This window comes from Brachybacterium rhamnosum (assembly GCF_039526185.1).
In the GTDB taxonomy this organism is placed as follows: domain Bacteria; phylum Actinomycetota; class Actinomycetes; order Actinomycetales; family Dermabacteraceae; genus Brachybacterium; species Brachybacterium rhamnosum.
Window position 1 is genome coordinate 976,694 of the sequence record NZ_BAAAIS010000003.1, and the last position, 23,433, is coordinate 1,000,126.

Annotated in this window: 19 protein-coding genes and 1 pseudogene; 4 read left to right on the plus strand and 16 right to left on the minus strand. The window is 74.8% G+C overall.

The window, feature by feature from the left end; all coding sequences use genetic code 11:
- The first annotated feature begins 47 nt into the window (after positions 1–47).
- The gene (locus ABD080_RS14855) at positions 48–1,094 is read left to right on the plus strand and encodes an acyltransferase (protein WP_343906013.1); all 1,047 of its coding nucleotides are present in this window, start codon (positions 48–50) and stop codon (positions 1,092–1,094) included.
- Between the two features lie 48 nt (positions 1,095–1,142).
- Here ABD080_RS14855 and ABD080_RS14860 read toward each other — a convergent pair whose 3' ends face one another.
- Both ABD080_RS14860 and wecB read right to left on the minus strand, forming a co-directional pair.
- A complete protein-coding gene (locus ABD080_RS14860) occupies positions 1,143–2,315 on the minus strand; it encodes a glycosyltransferase family 4 protein (RefSeq protein WP_137770355.1) in 1,173 nt (390 codons plus the stop codon).
- Complete coding sequence (gene wecB, locus ABD080_RS14865) at positions 2,312–3,379, minus strand: non-hydrolyzing UDP-N-acetylglucosamine 2-epimerase (protein WP_137770354.1); 1,068 nt, start codon at positions 3,377–3,379, stop codon at positions 2,312–2,314. The genes ABD080_RS14860 and wecB overlap by 4 nt, the downstream gene beginning before the upstream one ends.
- An 81-nt stretch (positions 3,380–3,460) precedes the next feature.
- On the opposite strand from wecB, the gene ABD080_RS14870 reads away from it, so the two are divergent.
- Genes ABD080_RS14870 through ABD080_RS14880 form a run of 3 tightly spaced genes read left to right on the plus strand, consistent with a single transcriptional unit; the run spans position 3,461 to position 7,034 of the window.
- Positions 3,461–4,849, plus strand: coding sequence for a glycosyltransferase (locus ABD080_RS14870; RefSeq protein WP_137770353.1), 1,389 nt, complete (start codon positions 3,461–3,463; stop codon positions 4,847–4,849).
- Positions 4,846–5,946, plus strand: a complete 1,101-nt coding sequence (locus ABD080_RS14875) for a glycosyltransferase (protein WP_343906017.1) — start codon at positions 4,846–4,848, stop codon at positions 5,944–5,946. Before ABD080_RS14870 ends, ABD080_RS14875 begins: the two co-directional genes overlap by 4 nt.
- Positions 5,943–7,034, plus strand: coding sequence for a glycosyltransferase (locus ABD080_RS14880; RefSeq protein ID WP_343906019.1), 1,092 nt, complete (start codon positions 5,943–5,945; stop codon positions 7,032–7,034). Before ABD080_RS14875 ends, ABD080_RS14880 begins: the two co-directional genes overlap by 4 nt.
- Before the next feature lie 27 nt (positions 7,035–7,061).
- On the opposite strand, the gene ABD080_RS14885 is transcribed toward ABD080_RS14880, so the two are convergent.
- The 14 genes and pseudogenes from ABD080_RS14885 to ABD080_RS14950 form a co-directional block, all read right to left on the minus strand.
- Complete coding sequence (locus ABD080_RS14885) at positions 7,062–7,694, minus strand: Type 1 glutamine amidotransferase-like domain-containing protein (protein ID WP_343906021.1); 633 nt, start codon at positions 7,692–7,694, stop codon at positions 7,062–7,064.
- Entirely contained in the window at positions 7,691–8,818 is a 1,128-nt protein-coding gene (locus ABD080_RS14890; RefSeq protein ID WP_137770349.1) for a glycosyltransferase family protein, read from the minus strand. Before ABD080_RS14890 ends, ABD080_RS14885 begins: the two co-directional genes overlap by 4 nt.
- A complete protein-coding gene (locus ABD080_RS14895; RefSeq protein WP_137770348.1) occupies positions 8,815–10,653 on the minus strand; it encodes an ABC transporter ATP-binding protein in 1,839 nt (612 codons plus the stop codon). The genes ABD080_RS14890 and ABD080_RS14895 overlap by 4 nt, the downstream gene beginning before the upstream one ends.
- A gap of 79 nt (positions 10,654–10,732) precedes the next feature.
- Positions 10,733–12,736 (minus strand): DUF6541 family protein, encoded by a 2,004-nt coding sequence (locus tag ABD080_RS14900; protein ID WP_343906024.1) that lies wholly within the window; start codon positions 12,734–12,736, stop codon positions 10,733–10,735.
- Entirely contained in the window at positions 12,733–14,226 is a 1,494-nt protein-coding gene (locus ABD080_RS14905; RefSeq protein ID WP_137770346.1) for a glycosyltransferase, read from the minus strand. The genes ABD080_RS14900 and ABD080_RS14905 overlap by 4 nt, the downstream gene beginning before the upstream one ends.
- Entirely contained in the window at positions 14,223–15,245 is a 1,023-nt protein-coding gene (locus ABD080_RS14910) for a Gfo/Idh/MocA family protein (protein ID WP_137771707.1), read from the minus strand. The genes ABD080_RS14905 and ABD080_RS14910 overlap by 4 nt, the downstream gene beginning before the upstream one ends.
- A gap of 2 nt (positions 15,246–15,247) precedes the next feature.
- Positions 15,248–16,357, minus strand: a complete 1,110-nt coding sequence (locus ABD080_RS14915; protein ID WP_137770345.1) for a DegT/DnrJ/EryC1/StrS family aminotransferase — start codon at positions 16,355–16,357, stop codon at positions 15,248–15,250.
- A 158-nt stretch (positions 16,358–16,515) separates the two neighbouring features.
- Positions 16,516–17,109 (minus strand): annotated as a pseudogene (locus tag ABD080_RS14920) (acyltransferase); the annotation flags it as partial.
- Positions 17,110–17,233: 124 nt separating this feature from the next.
- Positions 17,234–17,746: a 5-(carboxyamino)imidazole ribonucleotide mutase gene (gene purE / locus ABD080_RS14925; RefSeq protein ID WP_137770343.1), complete on the minus strand. Its 513-nt coding sequence runs from the start codon at positions 17,744–17,746 to the stop codon at positions 17,234–17,236.
- A gap of 58 nt (positions 17,747–17,804) precedes the next feature.
- Complete coding sequence (locus ABD080_RS14930; RefSeq protein WP_377827334.1) at positions 17,805–18,917, minus strand: 5-(carboxyamino)imidazole ribonucleotide synthase; 1,113 nt, start codon at positions 18,915–18,917, stop codon at positions 17,805–17,807.
- 152 nt (positions 18,918–19,069) lie between these two features.
- Entirely contained in the window at positions 19,070–20,398 is a 1,329-nt protein-coding gene (locus tag ABD080_RS14935) for an ATP-binding protein (RefSeq protein ID WP_240811062.1), read from the minus strand.
- Positions 20,399–20,413: 15 nt separating this feature from the next.
- A complete protein-coding gene (locus ABD080_RS14940) occupies positions 20,414–21,109 on the minus strand; it encodes a response regulator transcription factor (protein WP_137770340.1) in 696 nt (231 codons plus the stop codon).
- Between the two features lie 23 nt (positions 21,110–21,132).
- Entirely contained in the window at positions 21,133–22,332 is a 1,200-nt protein-coding gene (locus tag ABD080_RS14945; RefSeq protein ID WP_137770339.1) for an adenylate/guanylate cyclase domain-containing protein, read from the minus strand.
- Entirely contained in the window at positions 22,329–23,285 is a 957-nt protein-coding gene (locus ABD080_RS14950; RefSeq protein ID WP_343906027.1) for a biotin--[acetyl-CoA-carboxylase] ligase, read from the minus strand. The genes ABD080_RS14945 and ABD080_RS14950 overlap by 4 nt, the downstream gene beginning before the upstream one ends.
- Positions 23,286–23,433: the final 148 nt, after the last annotated feature.

Below are 23,433 nucleotides of genomic sequence, written 5' to 3' on the forward strand. Positions count from 1 at the left end.
CCGCGACACGACCGCCGGCTCCCACAGCGCCTCGGCGACGGGAGTACGTGCCCGCGCTCGACGTCATCCGGATCGTCGCGATCCTCGGCGTCGTGGCGGTGCACGTGGTGGGCGGCGGCGTCGAGGACGGCTCCGCGCCGCTCGGGATCACGGCGGTGGACATGGCCGCCTCCGCGGCCGTGCCGGTGTTCCTCATGATGGCGGGGGCCCTGAACCTCCATCCCTCGGCGCTGCGCCGCGGCCCGGGCACCTTCTGGCGGCAGCGGGCGGTGCGGATCCTGCCCGCGCTCGTGGTGTGGTCCGCGCTCTACATGCTCGTCATCGGTCCGCTCGCGGGGGCGGAGATGAGCGTCGGCACGGCGATCGACCAGGTCATCACCGGCAAGACCTTCACCCACCTGTACTTCCTGTGGGCGATCGCCGGGCTGTACGTGATCGCGCCCGTGATCGCCGCCTTCCTGCACGCGGTGCCGGAGCAGGAGGGTCGGCGCGCGTGGGGGCTGGGGCTGCTCGCGTGCGCGTGGACGGCGCTCGCCTTCGCGGTGCCGTACCTGACCCGGCAGCCGAGCATCGAGGGGCTGGACTCCCATCGGCCGATCGAGCCCGGATCGCTCACCTACTGGATGGCCTTCGCGGGCTACTTCGTGATCGGCCGGGCGGCGATCGTGGCGCCCGTCGCGCGGCGCTGGGCGCTCGCGGCCCTCGCGACGACGCCCGTCGCGATCGCGGCGCTGACCTGGCTGTACGAGGCGGGCCGGGACGACGGCGGCTCCCTGCTCGTGCGCACGCTCCGGCCGGACTACTCCTCGCCGAGCGTCATGGTCTACGCGCTGCTGCTGTTCCTGGCGCTCGCCTCGCTCACCGGTTCATGGCGGGTGGGACCGCGCGCCCAGGCCTGGCTGCGGGCGCTCGGCAACGCGACGTTCGGGGTGTTCCTCGTGCACTTCGCGGTGCTCGTGCTGCTGCGGCAGATCCCCGCGCTCGAGGGCTACGACCTGTGGCAGATGGCGACGGTGTGGCTCGTCACCGTGCCGGTCTCCTTCGTGATCGCGCTGGTCGCGCAGCGGGTGCCGGGTCTGCGGCTCATCTTCTGAGCCCGGCGCCCGTGCCGGGCGCCGCCACGGCCCCGCCGCGCGGGGCGCTCAGCGGCCCGCGGCCTCGATGACCGCGGCGGCGGCCCGGGCGGCCGCCCCCTGCAGCGAGGCGTGCTCGAGGGTCCACTCCCGCAGGTGCTCCGTCGTGGGGCGGTCCTCGCCGTCGAGGGCGGCGCGCATCGCGTGCGCGACCTGCGCGGGGTCGTACGCGCTCGCCCAGCCGAGCCCGCCGCCGCGGATCCGTTCGGAGGCCGCGCCCTCGCCCGCGTGGACGACGGGGGTGCCGGAGGCGGTGGCCGCGTAGATCTTCGTGGGCAGCGCGAACTCGTAGCCCAGCCCCGGGGTGATCGAGCTGAGCCCGGCGACGGCGCCGCGGAGCATGCGGGACATCTCCGCGGGGGCGAGCCGGCCGCGGAACTCGATGCCCTCGATCCCCTGCCGCTCGACCATCGCGGCGAGCTCCTCCTTGCCGCTGCCCTCCGAGAAGAACAGCAGCCGCGCCTCGGGGCGCTCGGCGCGGAGCCGGGCGAAGGCCTCGACGAAGATGTCCGCCCCCTGCCACTCCGAGACGGTGCCGCCGTAGACGAAGTAGGGGCCGGGCTCCTCCGGGGCGGGGCCGTCGGCCGTGAAGGTGTCCGTGTCGATGCCGTTGCCGACCATGGTCAGCGAGGGGCGCCGGCCGATCAGCGCGGCGACCCGGTCGTCGACGCCCGTCGAGATCGTGAGGACCTTCGCGGCGCGCCGCCAGGTGGTGGTTTCCATGAACCGCACGCCGGCGACGACCGCGCGGGGCACGCTGTCGACGCTCTCGGAGGCGTCGGACCAGATGTCCGCCGCGTAGAACACGGTGGGCACGCGCCGGAGCACGCCGAGCACGGTCGCGACGATGCCGGTGGTGGGCGGCGGCTCCGCGACGATGACGTCCGGCCGACGCCGCAGCAGCAGGCGCAGCGTGAGGGGCACGTCGAAGCTCATGTAGGAGACGTAGCCGCGCACCTGCTGCTGGTGGTCGCGCTTGACGGGGAAGCGGGAGACGCCGTGCACGCGGTCCTTGCCGACGGTGCCGCGCGGCGGGCGCGTGGTGAGCACGGACACCTCGCAGCCGGCCTCCTCGAGGGCGCGCACGAGCGCCTCCTGGCGGAACGCGGCGGCGACCGGCTCGGGCGTGAACACGCGGGTCGCGACGACGACGCGCGGCGGGTCGGTGGGGCGGCGGCTCATCGGGCGCGCTCCTGCAGCAGCGCGACGACGCGCTGGGCGGCCTGCCCGTCGCCGTAGTGGTCCGGGCGGTCCGCGGTGGGGCGGGGGCGGCCGACGGCCGCGGGGAGGTCGGCGGGATCCGCGACGAGCTGGTTCCAGCCGTTCTCGAGGGTCTCGACCCATTCGGTCTCGGTGCGGACGGTCGTGCAGGGCGTGCCCAGGAGGTACGCCTCCTTCTGCAGACCGCCGGAGTCGGTGACGACGGCGCGGGCACGCTGCACGGCGGCCACGAGGTCCGGGTAGGCGAGCGGCTCCCCCACGCGGACGGCGCCGCCGGCGAGGTCGATGCCCGCCGCCTCGGCCTTCGCCACGAGCCGCGGGTGCGCGAGGAGCGCGAGCGGCATGTCCAGGGACTGCAGACCGCGGACGATCGCGCGCAGCCGCTCGGGGTCGTCGGTGTTGTCGGCCCGGTGGATCGTCGCGACGGCGAAGTCCGCGGCGGGGTCGATCCCCTCGGGGAGCCGCAGCGGCTGGTCCCGGACGGCGGCGGCGACGCGCAGGCAGACGTCGGTCATGACGTCGCCGACGACGACCGTGCGCTCCGCGAGACCCTCCGCGGCGAGGTGCTCGCGCGCGACCTCGGTGGGGGCGAGGAGGAGGTCGGCGGCGTGGTCGGTGAGGACCCGGTTGTGCTCCTCGGGCATGCGCCGGTTGAAGGAGCGCAGGCCCGCCTCGAGGTGGGCGACCCTGAGGTGCATCTTCACCGCGGAGAGCGTGCCCGCGAGGGTCGAGTTGGTGTCGCCGTAGACGAGCACCCAGTCCGGGCGGTGCTCCTCGAGCACCTCGTCCATCGCGGCGAGCATGGAGCCGGTCTGGCGGCCGTGCGTGCCGGAGCCGCTGCCGAGGTTGACGTCGGGGGCGGGGATCCGGAGGTCCGCGAAGAAGACGTCGCTCATCGCGGCGTCGTAGTGCTGGCCGGTGTGGACGATGACGTGCTCGACGCCCTCCGCCTCCGCGGCGGCGTCCGCCACGGCGGCGAGCTTCACGAACTGGGGCCGGGCTCCCACCACGGACAGGATCTTCATCGGGCGGGTCCTCCTGGACGGCTCGGGTGCGGGGCGCGCGTTACAGTGTGCCGGACCCACGATATTCGTCCCAGGAGCACCATGCCCTCGTCAGGGAACGCCCCGCGCGTCGCGGTCCTCGTGCACAACGACGCGACGAACGACTCCCGGGTGCTGAAGGAGTCCGCCTCCCTGCGCGAGCAGGGCGCCCGTGTGAGGATCGTCGCCGTCGAGCGGCGGCTCAAGGGCCGCGCCGCCGGGACCTCCGAGCTCGCCCCCGGCCTCGACCTGCACCGGGTACCCGAGTTCGCGCTCGAGCGGATCGCGCCCGCGCTGACCCGCCTCACCCGGCGTCCCGCCGCGACGGTCCCGGAGGGCTCGCCTGCCCCGTCGGCCGATCCGGCCCCGGCGAGCGCGACCTCCGCGCCGACGCCGCCGCATGCGGGCCGCCCGTCGCCCCTCGCCGTGGCGCGCCGGCTCGGCACCCGCGCCGCCGGGGACCTGGGCCGCCGCGCATACCGGACCATCGAGCTGGGCACCTGGTGGTGGCGCTCCGCGCGCGCCGCGCACGCCTTCGCCCCCGAGATCGTCCACGCGAACGACACCAACGCCCTGGTCCCCGCGCTCGCGATCCAGGCGCTCGGCCGCCGCGAGGGCCGCCGGGTGCATCTGGTCTACGACTCCCACGAGCTGTGGCGCCACCGCAACGTCGAGGGGCGCCGCCTGCTCGCGCCGCTGCTGGACGCCGCGATCGAGCACGTGGCGATCCCCCGGGCCGACGTCGTGATCACCGTCTCCCCCTCGATCGCCGAGTGGCTGCGTCGCACCTACCACCTGGACCGCCTCCCGCTCGTGGTGCGCAACGTGCCCGTCGCCGGTCCCCTGCCCGATCGGGGCACCGGGGTGCTGCGCGAGCGGGCCGGTCTCTCCGCGAGCGACCGGGTCATCGCCTACGGCGGGCGGATCACGACCGCCCGCGGCATCGAGGAGACCCTCGCCGCGCTCCCCCACCTGCCCGCCGACGTCCACCTCGTGCTGCTCGGCTACGGCGAGGAGGACTACCTCGACCAGGTGCGGGCCCGCGCCGCCGAGCTCGGCGTCGCCGGCCGCGTGCACCTCGTCGGCGCGGTGGCCCCCGCGGAGGTCTCCTCCGCCCTCGCCGACGGCGACGTCGCCGTGGTCCACGTGCGGCCCGTCTGCCTCTCCTACCGCTACGCGCTGCCCAACAAGCTCTTCGAGTCGATCCGCGCGGGGCTCCCGATCGCCGCCGCGGACCTCCCGGACATGCGCGCCGTCGTCGAGGAGCTCGGCGTGGGCGAGGTGTTCTCCGGCGAGGAGCCCGCGGACCTCGCCGCCGCGCTGCTGCGGATCCTCGAGGACCCCGCCGCCTACCGCGAGCGCGCCCGCGCCGTCGCCCCGCAGCTGACCTGGGAGGCGGAGGCCGCTCCCCTGCTCGAGGCCTATGCCCGACTCCCCGAGGAGGCCCGGTGACCACGACCCTCGTCACCACCTGGTTCCCGACCGCGACCGAGCCCTCCCGCGGCGCCTTCGTGGTCCGCGACGCGCTCTCGATCGCGGAGCACCTGCCGATCCGGCTCGTGCACCTCGTGCCGCCCGCGGACGACGACGGCACCCGTCGCCTCGTCCACGCGGACATCGACGTGCTGCGGATCCCCATGGACCCCCGCAGCCCGCTCTCGGTGCTGCGGGCCGCCCGCGCCCTGGGCCCCGCCCTCGAGGGCTCCGAGGCCGTGCACACCATGGCCTTCTCCACGCTGCTGCCCTTCGCGCTGCGCCGGCCGCGCGTCCCGTGGCTGCACACCGAGCACTGGTCCGCGCTGACCACGCCCGCGACGCTCCCCGCGCCGGCCCGCGCGGCGCTGCCCGTGCTCTCCCGCCTGCTGGCCCTCCCGGACCGCGCGACCGCCGTGTGCGAGTACCTCGCCGCGCCGCTGCGCGCCGTGCGCGGCGCCCGGCCGACGGACGTCGTGCCCTGCATCGTGGACCCGGGGTCGCTTGTCCCCCGCCGTGACCGGTCCGACGGCGCCCTGCGCCTGGTCTCCACGGGCGGCCTCATCGACCGCAAGGACCCGCTCGTCGCCGTGCGCACCCTCGCGGCGCTCGAGCGCCGCGGCGTCGACGCGCACCTGACCTGGCTCGGCGAGGGCCCCCTGCGCGAGCAGACCGCGGCGCTCGCCCGGGAGCTCGGCGTCGAGGACCGCCTGGACCTCGCCGGCACCGCGGATCCCGCCGGGGTGCGGGAGGCGCTCGGCGCGGCGGATCTCTTCTTCGGCCCCACGAAGGCGGACAACTTCTTCGTCTCCGCGGCGGAGGCGCTCGTCGCCGGCCGGCCCGTCGTGCTCGGCGCGACCGGCGGCCAGGGCGAGTACACGCGCCCCGAGGTCGGGGCGCTCGTCGACGTGCAGGACCCGGAGGCCTACGCCGAGGCGATCCTCGACGTCGACGCCCGCACGCGCGAGCTCGGCAGCGAGGAGATCGCCGCGACGATCGGCGACCGCTTCTCCACCCCTGTCGTGGGCGCCGCCTACGCGGGGCTGCTCACCACGCTCGCCGGGGGTGCCCGATGAGGCCCGTCACGATCGTCATCGCGTGCCACACGCCCGAGCGGCCCGTCGGCCGGGCGGTCGCATCCGTCCTCGAGGGCAGCGGGGAGCACGCCGAGGTCCTCGTCGTCGCCCACAACCGGCCCGCGGAGGAGATCCGCGGGGCGCTGCGCCCCGAGCACCGGCAGGCAACGCGGATCATCGAGCACCGCGACGCCTTCCGCTCCGCCTCCGGCCCGTTCAACGCCGGGATCCGCGCGGCGACCACCCCGTTCGTCGCGATCATGGGCTCCGACGACGAGCTCGCCCCCGGTGCCGTCGCCTCCTGGCTCACGGTGCAGGAGCGCACCGGCGCGGAGTTCGTCATCACCCGCCTCGCGCTCGGCCGCGCGGGCCGCGGCGTGCCCACCCCGGCCGTGCGCATGCACCGCGGCGGCCTCGTGGACCTCGCCCGGGACCGCCTCGCCTACCGCTCCGCACCGCTCGGCCTCATGAGCCGCGCCATGCTCGAGCGCACCGGCGCCGCCCTCGTGGAGGGCGCGACCGTCGGCGGCGACGTGGGCATGGTGACGGAGCTGATGGCCACCGTCCCCACCGCCTACGACCGGTACGGCCCGCCCTACGTGATCGGCGAGGACGCCGGGGACCGCGTCACCTACGTCGTGCGGCCGATGACCGAGCAGCTGGGCTTCTTCCCCGACCTCCTGCAGGCCCCCTGGGCGGCGCGGCTGTCCCGCACTGCCCGCGCCGCGATCGGCACCAAGCTGCTGCGCATCCACGTGTTCGGCGCCGTGTTCTACCGGCAGGACGAGGAGATCTGGACCGCCGAGGAGCGGGAGTCCCTCGCCGCGATCACCGCGGACGTGCTGGACCGCGCCCCCAGCTGCGAGCGCCCGCTCTCCCGCGCCGACCGCCGCCTGCTCGACGCCTGCCTGGACCCGGCCGTCCCCGCCGCGGAGCTCATGGCCGCGGCCCGGGACCGTCGGCGTCACGGTCGCCCGGCGACGCTCCTCCCCCGTGAGCTGACCCGGGCGCTCCACCGGGAGGCGCCGCTGCGCTTCATGGCCGCCTCGCTCGCGGTCCAGCAGCTGCCGCGCCTGCGCCGCGGCTGAGCGCGGGGCGCCCGACGGCCCGGCGCCTCACACCACGGCGGTGCGGTCGCCGTCGACCACGAGCGCCTCGCCGTCGCGGAGCGCCCAGAAGGCCTGGCCCCCACGGGCGTAGCGGGCGGCGACCTCGCCGAGCAGCGCCGTCTCCGGATGCCCCGGGGAGTCCAGGTGCGGGACGACGGGAAGATCGAGCACGCCCAGTCCGTCCCATCGGACCTCCCCGTGCAGGCGGAGGGCCTCGTCCACGCCGTCGCAGTGCTCGAGCCCGGCGAGGGAGGGAGCGAGCACGCAGGCCCCGGCGCTGAACCCCGCGTGGACGAAGGCGTCCTCACGGATCCCCGCGACGAGCAGCGCGTCGAGCCCGGAGCGGGCGAGGGCCCCGCGCAGGGTGAACACGTTGCCGCCGCGGAGCCAGACGAAGTCCGGCTCCCCGACGGCGCGGGCGATCGTCGAGGGGTCGTGCTCGCGCAGGTCGAGGTCCCGCGCCCGCAGACCGATCCGGGCGAGGGCCGCGATCTGACGGGCGGTGTCGCGGGCGCGGCGCCCGGGGTCGCCGCCGTCGAGGGCATTGGCGACGACCCAGCCGCGGGCGCCCTCGCCCGCCATCCTCACCAGCTCCTCGGGGTGATCCCCGAGCTGGTACGAGGACAGGTAGAGCCTCATCGTCCCGACAGGATCCGCTCGATCGCGCGCTGCCAGGTGAGCACCTGCCGCTCGGCGGAGAGCACCTCGGCGGAGGCGTCGGCCGCGCGCTTCCAGGCATCCACGGTCGACGGCGTGAGCGCGGCGAGCTCCGCATGCATGGCCTCGGCGGTCGCGGCGGGCAGCACGGCCCCGAGGGAGTGCTCGCGCACCAGGTCCGCCATGTCCGGGGAGGGGCCGACGATCACGCCGGTGCGCCCCTGCACCGCCTCGTAGAGCTTGTTGGGCAGGGAGTGCTCGAGGTTGAAGGTCGAGTTCGGGAAGACGACGAGGGACACGTCGTACTCGGCGACGGTGTCCACGAGCTGCGCGTAGGGCACCGGGTCGCGGAAGGCCGCGCCGGGGACCTCGGCCGCGAGCGCGCCGAGCTGCTCGATGTACCCGGGCTCGCTGGGCATGAGCATGAGATCGAGGGTGACGGCGCCCTCGAGCCCGCGCACGGCCTCGATCATCGCCTCGAGGTGCCGGTTCGCGCGGGCCACGCCCGTGTGCAGCAGCCGGATCGGCGCGGAGGTGGGGCGCACGGGCAGGTCGCGGTGGGCGGAGGCGTTCGTGACGACCTCGACCTCGACGCCGAACCGGGCCGCGTACTCGCGCGCGAGCCCCGGGGAGACCGTCGTGACCGAGGCGACCTCGGGCAGGCAGGTGCGGCAGAGCCACCGCTGGTAGGGGGCGACGAAGGTCCGCCAGGCGAGCTGGTGCTCCTTCTCCCGGGGGGCGTACTCGTGGAGGTCCGCGTGCACGCCGCGGCGCGGGGCGAGCCACAGCGCGAGCGGCAGCGTGTTCGTGTCGTTGGCGAGGACCGCGTCCATCGTCCCCACCCGGTCCGCGAGCAGCTCTCGGGCCGCGGCGACCGCGCTCATCGACCAGTAGGCGCCGCGGTAGCGGCCGGTGAGCAGGTGCTGCTTGGAGCTGGGCCAGGCGCGGGTGCCGTCGGGGATCTCCACGTGCTCCACGCCGGGGTGCGGCCGCTCCCCGAAGCCCACGGTGGTCACCTCGTGCTGCTCGGCGAGCAGGGAGATCTGCCGCTGCACGCGCGGGTCGGAGGTGAGGGTGGAGAAGGACAGGATCAGCAGGCTGCTCATGCGGGCTCCTCGGTGGACTCGGACGGGGCGCCGTCGGCGGCGGCGTGGGCGAGGCCGGCGAGCGCGGCCTGCTCCGCGAAGGCGGGGACGGCGTCGACGACCTCCTCGAAGGTGCCCTGCGCGAGCACCTCGCCCTCCTGCATGTAGAACACGACGTCGCAGTGCTGGATGGTCGCGAGGCGGTGCGCGATGGTGATCGTGGTGACGCCCTCGCCGAGGTCGCGGATCGCGGAGGTGACCGCGGCCTCGGTCTTCGTGTCCAGGGCGCTCGTGGCCTCGTCGAGGACGAGCACCTGCGGGTCGGCGTAGAGACCGCGGGCGATGCCGAGGCGCTGGCGCTGCCCGCCCGAGAGGGTCGTGCCGCGCTCCCCCACCCGGCCGTGGATGCCGCCGGGCCGGTCCTCGATCACCTGCAGCAGCTGCGCCCGCTCGAGCGCCGAGCGCACCCGGTCCTCATCGACCCCCGATGGGTCCCAGGTCAGGGCGATGTTCTCGCCGACGGACACGTCGAACAGGGCGACCTCCTGGGGCACGTAGCCCACCGAGGAGCGCCACTGCCGCAGCACCGTGGTCACGTCCTGCCCGCCCACGAGGATCCGGCCGGAGGTGGGGGTGAGCAGGCCCAGCAGGAGGTCCACCATCGTGGACTTGCCGGCGCCCGAGGTGCCCACGAAGGCGACCTGCGAGCCGGCGGGGATGCGCAGCGACACGCCCTTGACCGCAGGCTCCTCGCGGCTGGGGTACACGTAGCTGACGTCCTCGAGGACGATGTCGCGCGGACCCTCGGAGAGCACGCCGCTGTCCGGGCGCTCCGTGCGGGAGACCGCCTCCCGGGCGTGCTCGATGTCGTCGATGATGTAGTCGGAGAACGCGGCGTTCGTGAGGATCCGGTTCTGGGTGGACTGGAAGCGGGTGAGCGAGGGCAGCAGGCGGAAGCCCGCGACCGCGAAGAGCGCGACGGAGGCGAGCGCGCCCGTGGGGCCCGAGCCGAGGTAGCCGACCCCGCCGACCACGACGAAGCCGCCCACGAGCCCCGCCTCGAGCACGAAGCGCGGCATCTGGTTGTAGTACTGCGCGAAGGCGCGGGTCTCCGAGGCGGTGCCGCGGCGGTCCGCGACGATCGCCTCGACCTCCTTCTCGTTGCCCTTGAGGGTGATCTCCTTGAGGGAGGAGAGCACCTCGCCGAGCAGCTGCACCACCTGGATCGAGTTGTCGCGGTTCACGGCGCCGTTGCGCACGGCGAGCGGGGAGATGACCCGCGACAGCACGATCGCGACGATGCCCAGGTAGATCATCGTGGCGAGCGCCATCTTCCAGTCCGCGATGAACAGGCCCGCGGTGATCACGGAGATCGTCGCGAACTCGCTGATCACGGTCATCGAGGGCATGAGCACGTTCGCGACGACCGCGGCGACTCCGGAGTCGACCATGCGGATGATCTCCTGGCTCGAGCGCGAGGTGCGGTCCACCCACGGGGCGGACATGTACGAGCGGAAGAGCATCTGGCCGATCGCGACCTCGTGCTTCGCGAAGCGCCGGGTCGCGACGCGGATCGTGATGAGGTTCAGCACCGACTTGACGATCGTGAGCACCACGAACACGCCGACGAGGCTCGTCACCTGGCCGAAGCCCACGAGCTTCCAGCCGACGACGGGGACGGTCACCTCGGGGGCGCCGCCCGTGAGCCCGGGCAGGGCGATCGCGACGGCGCCGAGGGCGATGACGTCCAGCAGCGCGAGCAGGCTCATGACGACCGCGAAGGTCCACAGGAACTTCTTGGCGTCGCGGGGCAGCACGGACATCGTGCGCATCACGGTCTGGACGGTCTGTTTCACGGGTGGGCTTCCTCTCGGCGGGGACAGGGCGTCCCCGCGCTCGGTGGCTGCACGCTATCGCGGGGCGAGCCGGCGGGGCTCAGCACAGCGGCTCGATGCGGTAGAGGGCATAGGGACCGTCGCGGTCCACGAGCACGAGGCGGTCCTGCGGGATCTCCTGCAGTCCCTCCCACAGCTCGGAGGGGCCCGGGGCGATCGCCTCGCCGGACTCGGCGGAGGTGTCGACGTAGAGGTGGTCCGCACCCACCTTCTTCCAGGACTCGCAGACGTCGGGATTGGTCGCCGCCTCGTCGAGGTAGCGGGCCGCGCGGCGGGAGTCGAGGGTCTGCGGCTCGGCGAGGGTGGGGAACACCGTCTCCACTCCCCCGAGCGACCAGTAGAGCGCCTCGCCGTCGCGCGGGTTGCCGATGACGACGGCGCCCCCGGGCAGCTCCGCGGCGGAGCGCTCGATGAAGGCCCGCTCGCGCGGGGTGACGTAGGGCGCGAGCTGTACGCCGTACGCCGTGTAGGCGAGGGAGCCGACGAAGGGCAGCCGGTCCGGGACGGCGACGGCGCCGACGGCCGTCGCGCCCAGCAGGGCCGCCGCGACCGGGGTGCGCCAGCGCCGGCCCTCCCCGCCGCGGTCGCGGCGCAGCAGGGCGCGCAGCCCGAGCATCGCGAGCAGGGTGACGCCGCACAGCAGCAGTGGGGCGATCCGCTCGCGGGCCCCGTACCAGGGGTTCACCCAGGCACGGGCGAGCGGCGAGGGGACGTTGGTGAGGATGCTGAGGGCGAGCACGACGCCGAGCAGCGCGGTCGCGCTCGCCGCGAGGGCCACGGCGGCGGGTTCCGTGCGCCGGGAGCGGAGGCCGGCGAGCAGGCCGAGGGCCGCGAGCAGCCAGGGCACGAGCACGGGCCACGGCTGCACCGGGAGCACCGTGAGCCGGGGACGGTCGATGAGCACGGAGACGAGCAGCGCGGGCCAGCCCCAGGGGGAGGTCGTGGTGAGGTCCATCGAGGCGAGCAGCACCCCGGATCCCGCCGCGTAGAGAACGGCGAGCGCCGCGAGGGCCACGAGCAGTCGCACCCCGCGCCGGCGGTGGGCGGTGCCGAGCACGTCGACCACGGCGCGCGCGAGCAGCGCGGCGAGGACCGCCGCCCCGAGCGAGAACACGTTCGAGGGGTGGGCGAGGACGGCGCCGGCGAGCAGCACCGTCCCGAGCAGCAGCGTCCCCGCGGCCTGCGGGAGCTCCGCCCGCAGCCGACCCGGCGCGGGCAGGACCGCCGCGATCCGCCACAGCGCGCCGAGCGCGACGGGCAGGCACAGCGAGCCGAGCACGAAGGGCCACAGCCCCATGACGAGGGTGATCACCGGGAGCGAGAGGAACAGGGGCGCGCACAGGGCGGAGGCGGCGGTGAGCACGCGCCGCTCGAGCGGCGGGGTCGCCGGTCCCAGGAGCAACCCGGTCATCGCGGCGAGCGCGGCGGGGAGCAGGGCGAGCATCGCGAGCGCCATCGCGTTCGCCGAGGTCACCGGCCCGAAGGGCAGGAGGGCCGTGAGCACGTCCCAGGCGGCCGGATAGAAGGTGGGCTCGTGGTAGATCCCCTGCAGCGCGGTGAGCAGGAAGGCGTCGCCGTCCTCGCGCACGAACTCGATCGCGGCGAGGTGGAAGAAGGAGTCGTAGCTGCCGTTGAGCGTGTCGATCGTGCCCATGCCGGCGCGCGCACCGGCCGCGGTCGCGAGGCCCGTGACGGCCGCGACGAGCACCGGGAGGCCGTCGAGCACCCGCGCCCGGAGCGGGCGCCGCTCCCGCTCCCCCGCCCCGTCCGCCGCGGTGCTCGCACGGCGGCGGCGCAGGAGGGCGCGCACGAGCAGCACCACGAGCACGGCGAGCACGAGGGAGCCGGTCGCCGTCACCGGGGACCACGGGAGGCCCACGAGCTTCAGGGCGGCCCCGGCAAGGACCGTCAGCAGCACGGTCACGGGCGGCGCGGCGCCGAGGCTTACGGCGATCCGCGCCCCGCCCGCGCGCAGCAGGAGCAGCCCGGGCGCGCTCAGCAGCGCCGCGGCCAGCAGGGTCGGCAGGATCCAGTCGGTGCTCATGGACGGCGGCCGGGGACGATCGCGTCCTCGTACCGCTGCACCACGTACTCCGGGGAGCGGCGGGCCACGACCCAGCGCCGGGCGTCCTGGGACAGCGCGGCGAGGTCGCCGCCCTCGAGCACGCTGCGCACGCGCTCCGCGGCGGCGTCGACGTCCGCCACGACCCAGTCCTCGCGGTAGATCGTGCGGGCGCCGCCGTACGCGCGGGCGCCGGGCCAGTCGCGCACGAGGGGCAGGCAGCCGGCGGCGAGGCCCTCCATGACGGCTTCGTGCACCCCCTCCACGAGGGAGGAGGAGACGATCCATCCGGCGCCGGCGAGCACGTCGGGGACGTCGTCGCGCGGGCCGAGGATCTGCACGGATCCGGCGGGGAGCGCCGCAAGGCGGGCGCGGACCTTCCGCTCGTGGGCGGAGTCGTCGGCGGAGGAGTCCGGCAGGCCCGGCCCCACGAGGAGCAGGCGGAACCGCGGATCCGTCTCCCGCAGGCGCTCGAGCAGGTCGAGCGTGAAGAGCACGTCCTTGACCGGGCGCACCCAGCCCACCTGCGCGAGCAGGTGCGGGTCGTGGCCGGCGCCCGGCTCGGGCCCGAGCCCGTGGGCGAGGAAGTTCTCCACCTCGAGCACGGATCCGGCCCGGGAGAGGTGCGGGGTGAGGTGGTCGAGCAGGATGCGCACGTGCCCGGAGACGAAGAGCACCCGGTCGATCACCGGGTACACCGTCAGCAGCGGGAACGGCGTGTAGACCTCGAAGCGGTGGAAGCGGGCGACGGTGCGGCGGGGCATCAGCTCGAGCAGCGACATCCAGGTCAGGACGTGGTGGCCCCATTCGACGAGGACGACGTCGGCCCATTCGATCTGCTCGGCGAGCGGCGCCGGGGTGGGCAGGCGCCGACCGTGCAGGGCCAGGTCGAGCCGGGCCCGGAGCACCCGCTCCCGGGAGGGTCGCTCGGCGACGGGCAGGGAGTCCACCTCGAAGCGGCGGATCTCCACGCCGCGCGCGCCGAGCGACTCGATGACCGGGTCGACGAAGGTCCAGTTGCGCTGGGCGACGACGAGCAGCCGCACGGGCGCGCCGTCCTCCGCGGTGCGGGGGGCGGGGCGCCTGGGTCCCGGGTCGTGCGCTGGCAGGTCGAGCAGCAGCGGACCCAGTCGCGCCGCCCGGAACGGGGCGAGGAAGGCGGAGGGGTCCGTGGCGAGCGGCGACGGGGTCGCGTCGTAGTGCAGTGCGGGGTGATAGGCCATGCGCAGCGCCTTGTCGAACCAGCCGAGGGCCTCCTCAGGCTTCCCGGCGGCGACGAGGGCGTCGGAACGGGCGAGCAGGGCCTCCTGCACCTCGGCGCCGTCGACGGGGAGCTCACCGCGGTCCATCCGGTCGACGGTGTCCATGTAGCGGGCGCGGTCCCCGGGCGCGCCGGGGAGCGCGCGCCCGCCGCGCGCCGCCCAGCGCAGGGCGTGGGTGCGCACGGCGCGGACGACGGCCTGCCTGCTCATGCCTCCGGGCCCGGATCGGGGACGACGACGGTCCCCTCGCGCGCCGACTCGAGCACCGCCTCGACGGTGCGCACGGTGTGCAGGCCCTCGCGCATGGTGACGATGTTCGAGCCCTGGCCGAGGACGGCGTCGCGGAAGGCCTCGTGCTCGGTCGCGAGCGGCTCGGTGCGCTGGAGCGCGTAGCGGATCGCGTCGCCCTCACTGACCCCGCGGAAGGACGCCATGTGGTCCCAGTGGTTCGTGTCCGCCTCGGCGTTCGCGATGAAGGTGAGGTCCGCGTTGACGGTGTCCCCGATGAGCGCGCCGTTCTCGCCGGTCACGACGGTCACGCGCTCCTTGAAGGGGGACAGCCAGTTCACGAGGTGGTTGGTGATCGTGCCGGAGGCGAGGCGCCCGGCGATCGAGACCATGTCCTCGTCCTCGCGGCCCGAGCGGCGGGTCGAGGTCGCGGCGACCTGCGCGTACGAGGACTGGGCGACCCAGGCGGTGAGGTCGAGGTCGTGGGTGGCGAGGTCCTTGACGACGCCGACGTCGGCGATGCGGGCGGGGAAGCCGCCCTGGCGGCGGGTGGTGATCTGGTAGATCTCCCCCAGCTGGCCCTCGGCGATGCGCCGACGCATCTCCTGCAGGGCGGGATTGTAGCGCTCGATGTAGCCCACGGCGCCCACGAGCCCGGCCTCCTCGTAGGCGGCGGTGATCTCCTCCGCCTCGGAGATGTCGAAGGCGAGGGGCTTCTCGACGAGGGTGTGCACGCCGGCCTCGGCGAGGCGCAGGGCGACGTCCTTGTGGAACTGGGTGGGGACCGCGACGACCGCGTAGTCGATCCCGGCGTCGATGAGCGCATCGACGTCCGGCAGCACCTCGTAGCCGGGGGCGGCGCCGTGCGGGTCGCCGTAGGCGTCGGCCACGGCGACGAGGTCCACGCCCTCGAGGGCGCGGAGGTTGCGGGCGTGGTGGCGCCCCATCATGCCGAGGCCGATCAGACCGGCCCGGAGCGACGGGCGCGTCGGGTCCGTCATGCTCACGCCCCCGCCTTCGCGACGGCGTTGACGGCCGCGACGATGCGGTCGCGGTCCTCGTCGCTCACGCTCGGGTGCACGGGGATCGAGAGCACCTCCCGCGCGAGCATCTCGGTGACGGGGAGGTCGAGGTCCACGCGGAAGGTGTCCAGGCGGTGCACGGGGGTCGGGTAGTAGACCCCGCAGCCCACGGCGTGCTCCTCGCGCAGGGCGGTCGCGAAGGCGTCGCGCTCGGCGGCGCTCGCGCCCTCGATGCGGACGGTGTACTGGTGGTAGACGTGCACGGCGCCCTCGCGGACCACGGGCGTCACGACGCCCTCGAGGTGCGCGTCGAAGTGGGCGGCGAGCTCCTGGCGGCGGGCGGTCCAGGCGGGGAGCTTCCCCAGCTGGACGCGGCCGATCGCTGCGTGGATGTCGGTCATGCGGTTGTTGAAGCCGGCGACCTCGTTCGCGTACTGCTTCTCCATGCCCTGGTTGCGCAGCAGCCGCACCTGGCGGGCGAGCTCCGGGCCGTCGGTCGCGACCATGCCGCCCTCGCCGGAGGTCATGTTCTTCGTGGGGTACAGCGAGAACATCGCGCCGCGGCCGAAGCTGCCGACGGGCGCGCCCTGCCAGGCGGCGCCGTGCGCCTGGGCGGCGTCCTCGAAGATCCACAGGCCGTGGGCGTCCGCGATCCGGAGGAGCTCGTCCATCGGCGCGGGGTGGCCGTACAGGTGCACGGGCTGGATGCCGACGGTGCGCTCGGTGATCGCGGCCTCGACGGCGGCGGGGTCGAGCGTGAAGGTCTCGGGGTCCACGTCGACGAAGACCGGGGTCGCCCCGGAGACGGCGACGGAGTTCGCCGTGGCGGCGAAGGTGAAGGAGGGCACGATGACCTCATCGCCCGGGCCGAGGCCCAGCGCGAGCATGCCGAGGTGCTGGCCCGAGGTGCCGGAGTTCACGGCGACGCACTCGCGGCCGGCGACGAGGGCCGCGCTGAACTCCTCCTCGAAGGCCGCGACCTCGGGGCCCTGGGCGACCATGCCGGAGGCGAGCACGCGATCCACCGCGTCCCGCTCCTCCTGGCCGATCAGCGGCTTGGCCGCGGGGATCATCGGGAGATCGGTCGTCATCGTGCGGATCCGTCCTGTTCATCGGTGCTGTCTGTGCTGGAGCTGCTGTCGGCGCCCACGGCGGCCGTGGCGTCGGTGGAGTCGTCGGCGTCGTCGGCCTCGAGCGGGGCGGGGCGGGGGGCGTCGACCACGGGGGTCGAGGCGAGCTGGAGGCCGCCCGTGGACTCGTCAGGGATGTACCACTCGCCGGTCACCGGGCACACCCACGCGTCGGTGCCGTCTGAGGCGGGGACGAGCTTCTCCCCGGCGCGGCCCACCCAGGCCAGGCGGCGGGCGGGCACCCCGGCGACGAGCGCGTGCGGCGGGACGTCCTTCACGACGGTGGCGCCCGCGGCGACCATCGACCAGGCGCCGATCGTCACGGGGGCGACGCACACGGCACGGGCGCCGATCGAGGCGCCCTGCTCGCAGGTCACGCCCACGGGCTCCCAGTCGCTCGCGGACTTCGGGCTGAGGTCCGGGTTCACGGCGCGGGGGAAGTGGTCGTTCGTGAAGACGACGGCGGGACCCACGAAGACGCCCTCGGCGAGCCGGGCGGGCTCGTAGACGAGGGCGTGGTTCTGGACCTTGCAGCCGGCGCCCATCTCGACGCCGGAGCCGATGTAGGCGCCGCGTCCCACGATGCAGTCGGCGCCGAGGACGGCGCCCTCACGGATCTGGGCGAGGTGCCAGATCGCGCTGCCCGCGCCGATCACGGCGTCCTCGGCGATGTCGGCGCCCGGGGCCACCCGGTACGCGGGGGTGTTCGTCATGGCCTCGACGATACCGCGCGGACCAGCCGCTTCCCAGGAGCCACGGCGCGGGCCCGGCAGCTGTTGCACATCTCGCCCCGGCCCTCCACAGGCCCTTCACGCGGGCCCGCGGGGGCTGGGGGGATCAGCGGGAGGAGCGCAGCGCCTCGCCCTTGCGCAGCGCGACCTGTCGCAGCTCCGCCTGGAAGGCCTCCATGCGCGCGCGGAGCTCCGCGGCGCGCTCGTCCCCGCCGGCGGCGAGGATCCGCGCGGCGAGCAGCCCGGCGTTGCGGGCCCCACCGATCGAGACGGTCGCGACCGGGACGCCGGCGGGCATCTGCACGATCGAGAGCAGGGAGTCCATGCCGTCGAGGTGCTTGAGCGGCACCGGCACGCCGATCACGGGCAGCGGGGTGAGGGCGGCGAGCATGCCGGGCAGGTGCGCGGCCCCGCCGGCGCCCGCGATGATCGCGCGCAGGCCGCGACCCGCGGCGCCGCGGCCGTAGTCGACCATGTCCTCGGGCATGCGGTGCGCGGAGACGACGTCGACCTCGACGGGGATCCCGAACTCGGCGAGCGCCTCCTCGGCGGCCTTCATGACGGGGTAGTCGGAATCGGATCCCATGACGATGCCGACCAGCGGCGCGAGGGTGCTCATGCGGTCTCTCCTGCGATGACGGGGGTAGGACGGGGACGGGTCGGGTCGCGGTGGCGGGTCACGGGGCGGGGACGGCGTCGCCGTCCCCCGGGCCGTCGACGATCAGGCGCTCGGCGCGGTGGGCGCGCTCGAGCAGGGCGCCCGGCTCCTCGCCGAGCAGGGTCACGTGGCCGATCTTCCGGCCGGGCCGCACGGACTTGCCGTACAGGTGCACCGTGAGCTCGGGATCCGCGGCGAGCGCGGCCTCGAGGCCGGGGCGGAGGTCCTCGGCGGCGCCGCCGAGCAGGTTCACCATGACCGCGCACGGGGCGAGCGGGGTGGTCGCGCCGAGCGGGAGGTCCGCGACGGCGCGCAGGTGCTGCTCGAACTGACCGGTGACCGCGCCGTCCATGGACCAGTGGCCCGTGTTGTGGGGGCGCATGGCGAGCTCGTTGACGCTCACGGCGCCGTCGGCCGTCTCGAAGAGCTCGACGGCGAGCATGCCGACCACGTCGAGGTCCTCGGCGATCGCGAGGGCCAGCTCGCGGATCCGGCGCTCGGCCTCGGGGTCGAGGTCCGGCGCGGGGGCGATCACCTCGTAGCACACCCCGTCCTTCTGGCGGGAGGCGACGACCGGGTAGGCGACGGCCTCTCCCCTGGGCCGGCGCGCCACCTGGGCGGAGAGCTCGCGGGTGAAGGGCACGAGCTCCTCGCCGAGGAGGTCGCCGCCCTGGGCGAACCAGTCCGCGACGTCCTCGGCGCGCTCGACGATCCGCACGCCGTGGCCGTCGTAGCCGCCGCGCGGGGTCTTCACGACGATCCGGCCGCCCGCCTCGGCGAGCGCCGCCTCGAGCGCGGCCGCGTCGGGCAGGCGCCACCAGCGGGGGCAGGGGTGGCCGAGCGCGGAGAGCCGCTCGCGCATGTGCAGCTTGTCCTGGGCGTGCAGGAGGGCGTCCGGGCCGGGCCGGACGGCGGCGAGGCCGTCGCGGCCGATCCCCTCGAGGATCTCCGGGGGCACGTGCTCGTGGTCGAAGGTGATCACCTCGACGGGGCCGGCGAGCTCGCGCACGGCGCGCTCGTCGTCGTGGGCGCCCAGGGTCACGTCCCCGGCGACCGCGGCGGCGCTCTCGGCGGGGTCGGTCGCGAGGACGGTGAGGTCCAGGCCGAGCTCGATCGCGGGGCCCAGCATCATGCGGGCCAGCTGCCCGGCGCCGACGACGCCGATGCGTCGGGCGCTGCGGGCGGGGGTCAGGGAGGTGGGGTCGTCAGGCACCGGATCAGTGTAGGCGGGGCCGTGGGCACCCTCCGCGGCCGTCCGCCCCTGCCGGCGTCCGAGCTCGACCCTCAGCCGCGGGAGCGGTGGCGCCGGCGCACCACGGAGCCCTGCGGCAGCGAGGAGAGGTCGTCGGTGCGCTCGGTCCCCGCCGGCTCCTCCTCGCCGGGCGCGGAGATGAGGAAGACGCCGAAGGTCGCGGGGCTCTCCGTCAGCAGCTCGAGCCGGCCGCCGTCGTCCTCCACGAGGGTCCGCGCGAGGGCGAGGCCCACGCCGGTGCCCTTGGAGCTGCGCCCGGAGACGGAGCGCTCGAAGATGCGGTGCCCGAGCGCGGGGTCGATGCCGCCGCCCTCATCCATGACCTCGATGACGGTCGAGTGGTCGTTGCGGCGCACCTTGACGCTCGTGCGGCCGCCGCCGTGCATGAGCGCGTTCTCGATGAGCGTCGCGACGACCTGGGTGAGGGGGCCCGTCGATCCCCAGACGGCGGCGCTGCGCGGCACCTGGATGCGCAGCTCCCGGCCGGCGCGGCGGTACGCGGGCGCCCACTCCTCGCTCTGCTGGGTGAGCACGGTGCGCAGCTCGACCACGCCGGGCGTGCGCCGCTGGGAGGAGCGGGGGGCGTTGATGAGGTCGTGGACCACCTCGGTGAGGCGGTCGATCTGCTCGAGGGAGATGCGGGCCTCCTCGCGCACCCACTCCTCGGAGCTCGTCGCGAGGATCTCGTCCAGCCGCATGGACAGCGCCGTGAGCGGGGTGCGCAGCTGGTGGGAGGCGTCGGAGGCGAGGCGGGACTCCGCCTCGAGCCGCTCGGTGAGCTGGGCGCCGGAGCGGATGAGCTCCTCGGCGACCTCGTCGACCTCGACGATGCCGGCGTCGGTCCAGGGGCCGCGGGCGCGCCCGCTGCCCATCTCCTCGGCACGGCGGGCGAGCCGTGAGAGCGGCATGGAGATCCGCTGCGCCTGCCACAGCGCGACCGAGACGCCGATCGAGAGCGCTGCGAGGCCCGCGACCACGAGCAGCACGATCGCGCTCGCGGTGTGGGCGCGCACGTCGGACTGCGGGATGAGCACACGGATCGACTGGCCGTTCGCCCCGTTGGTCGAGACCTGCAGCGGCGAGTCGCCGGGGTCCTCGCCGACGGAGATCACCTGGCCGTCGTGGGTGACCTCGATCGCGACGTGGAGGTCGGTCTGGGCGTCGACGTGCCGCTGGAGCAGCGCCTGGTCGAGATCGCGCTTGCTCGCGAGCCGGGAGTCGGTGTCGACGCGGACCTCGTCGAGGATGCTGGTCGCCTGGGTGGTGAGGCTCTGCTGGGACAACGTCAGCCACGAGTAGCCGAGCGGGATGCCGAGGATGAGGACGACCAGGAGCACCGTGATCATGGTCGCCTGCAGCACGCGCTGCCGCAAAGGTCAGCTCCCGTCGCCGGTCTCGAACCGGAAGCCCACCCCGCGCACCGTGGTGATGCGTCGTGGATCGGAGGCGTCGTCGCCGAGCTTCCGGCGCAGCCAGGAGATGTGCATGTCGAGCGTCTTCGTGGAGCCCCACCATTCGGCGCCCCACACCTCGCGCATGAGGTCGTCGCGGGTGACGACGCTGCCGGACTCGCGCACGAGCACGGTGAGCAGGTCGTACTCCTTGGCGGAGAGGCTGAGCTCCTCGCCGTCGGCGTAGGCGCGGCGGGCGGAGACGTCGAGGCTCACGCCGTTGACGTCGAAGCTGTCGCCCGTCTCCTCGACGGCCTGGGCGCGCCGCAGCAGCGCACGGATGCGCGCCTGGAGCTCGCCGAGCCGGAAGGGCTTGGTGACGTAGTCGTCCGCGCCGGCGTCCAGCCCCACCACGGCGTCGACCTCGTCGGCGCGGGCGGTGAGGATGAGGATCGGTGACTCCAGACCGCCCTTGCGCAGGCGCCGGGCGACCTCGAGGCCGTCCAGGTCGGGCAGCCCGAGGTCCAGGATGACCACGTCGATCGGGTCCTCCCCCGCGGCGATCGCGAGCGCGTCCATCCCCCGGGAGGCCCGGGTGACGGTGTAGCCCTCGCGGTCCAGGGCGCGGGACAGCGGTTCAGCGATGGCCGAGTCGTCCTCGACGAGAAGCAGTCGTGTCACGTCAGCCATAGTACGTCCCGCGCTCACAGCCCCAGGTCCAGGGCCGCCGAGCGGCCCCGCCGGAGCTCCGCCAGGTGCACCGTGCCGATGCCGTGGAGGTCTACGTCCTCGCCCTCGGCGACCTCGAAGCCGCCGGGGATGGCCTTCTCGACGGCGTCCGCCGTGTCCGGGTCGATCAGGACCGTCCCGGGCCTCGCGACGGACTCCATGCGGGCGGCGAGGTTCACGGTGGGGCCGAAGACGTCGCCGTAGCGGGAGAACATCGATCCCCAGGCGAGGCCGACCCGGAGCGGGGGGAGGTCCGGGTCCGCGGTGATGGTCTCGGCGAGGGAGACGGCGATCTGGGCGCCGTCCTCGGGAGTGTCGGCGAGGAACATGATCTCGTCGCCGACGGTCTTGACGACGCGGCCGCCGCCCACGGAGATGACGTCGCGGCCCACGGCCTCGAAGCGGGCGACGACGTCGGCCAGCTCGGCCCCGGAGAGGTCGCGGGAGAGCCGGGTGAACTGGACGAGGTCGGCGAAGCCCACGGCGCGCTGGAGCGGGAACAGCTCGTCGGTGCCCCGGTGGAGCACCTCGGATCCCGCCCGGGCGGCGTAGGCGGCGAGCTGGCGCCGGAAGGTGAAGACGACCTGGGACTCGAGGGTCTCGAGCAGCTCGGGCATGCGGTCGAGCATCTGGAGGCGGGCGTCGGCGTCCCCGAGGCCGTCGACCACCTTCGCCTCGTCGACCATCGCCTCCGTGATCCACATGGCCAGGCGTCCCATGTGGAAGCCGAGGCCACGGGTGATGGAGGAGAAGGCGCGCTCGGACAGCGCGTCGTCCTCGACGATCGCGGCGAGGTCGCCGATCGCGTGGGCGTCCTCCTCGGTGTAGACGACGGTGTCCTCGTCCACGGGGCTGAAGCCCAGGGAGCGCCAGTACACGGAGGTGAGGCGCTCGGGGATCCCCTGCTCCTCGGCGAGGTCGCGCCGGGAGTACTTGCGGGGACCCTGGAGGAGGACCTTCTCGAGGGCGCCGACGCTGCGGCGCACCTGTGCGAAGCGTCGGTTCAGCCCGAGCACCTCCTCGCCGTCGATCGAGGTCTGCTCGAGGTCCGGGCTGGTGTCCGTCGCGCTCGGCGCGGCCTGTCCCGCCGCCTCCTCGGGCGTCGTGCGCCCGTGCGCCGTCGTGGCGTCCGGGGTCCCGGGCGCGCTCTCCGTCCCGTGGATGTCGCTGCTCACCGCGTCCCTGCCTCCTCGCCGTCGTGACCGTTCCGAACCGGACCTGCCATGGTGCCCCCGCTTCCTCGGACGGCCCTGAGATGCCGGACGTCGCCGACGTCCACCGCCACGACCCCGCCCTGCTCCGGGCCGGGGTCGACCAGGAGCCGTCCGCGATCGTCGATGCCGACGGCCCTCCCGGTGAGGGGCGCCGACCCGCGGGGACCGTCGTGCCCGAGAGGCTCGACGCGCACGTCCCGCCCGAGTGTGACACAGGTCATAACAAAGCGCTCGTCGAGTCCGGTGGCCGAGGCGTCGCCGCCGCTCGCCTCGAGCGCCTCGAGCTCCCGGACAAGACGGGAGGCGATGCCGGCGGCGAGCGCGTCCCGCAGCGCGGGCACCTCCGCCGCGGTCAGCCCCTCGCCGCCCTCGTCGTCCAGCAGCCCTCCGGGCCCATGGAGCCACGCCGCACCGGGCACCTCCGTGGCGTCCTCGCCGTGGATCGGGCCGCGCAGGTTCAGGCCGATGCCCAGCAGCACGGTCCCGGCGCCGCGGCCCTCGACGAGGATCCCGCCGAGCTTCCCGCCCGCGGCCGTGTGCAGGTCGTTGGGCCACTTCAGGCCGAGCCCGGCCGCCTCGAGACCCGCGGCGGCCCCGGGCAGCGCGTGCAGGGCGTCCAGGGCGGCGACGCCGAGGGCGAGCGGGAACCAGGAGCGGTCCCCGGGGGCGAGCGCGGACTCGTGGACGACGGTGAGCGCGAGGGCGCCCCCGGCGGGAGAGGAGAAGCGGCGCCCGAGCCGGCCGCGTGCGGCGGACTGCTGCGCGGCGAGCACGGCGAAGGGGGCGGGCCGCCCCTCGGCGCGCCGGCGCGCGGCGAGGTCCTGCGTCGAGGGCGTCAGGTCGACGAGTTCGACGGGGACCGCGGGCGGCTCGGCCTCCCCGCGAGCCCCTCCGCGGACGACTGACGTGTTCATCCGGGGTCTCCTCGCATGCCGGGGCTCACTGCCGGGCTCCCCGACGGGGGCCGAGGGGTAGCGTAGTATCCCTGTGTTTCGGGCCGTGGACCCGCGCCTGCCGCCGGACCCCGCCCGCGCCCCTGCACCCGGATCAGGCGGCCCCAGG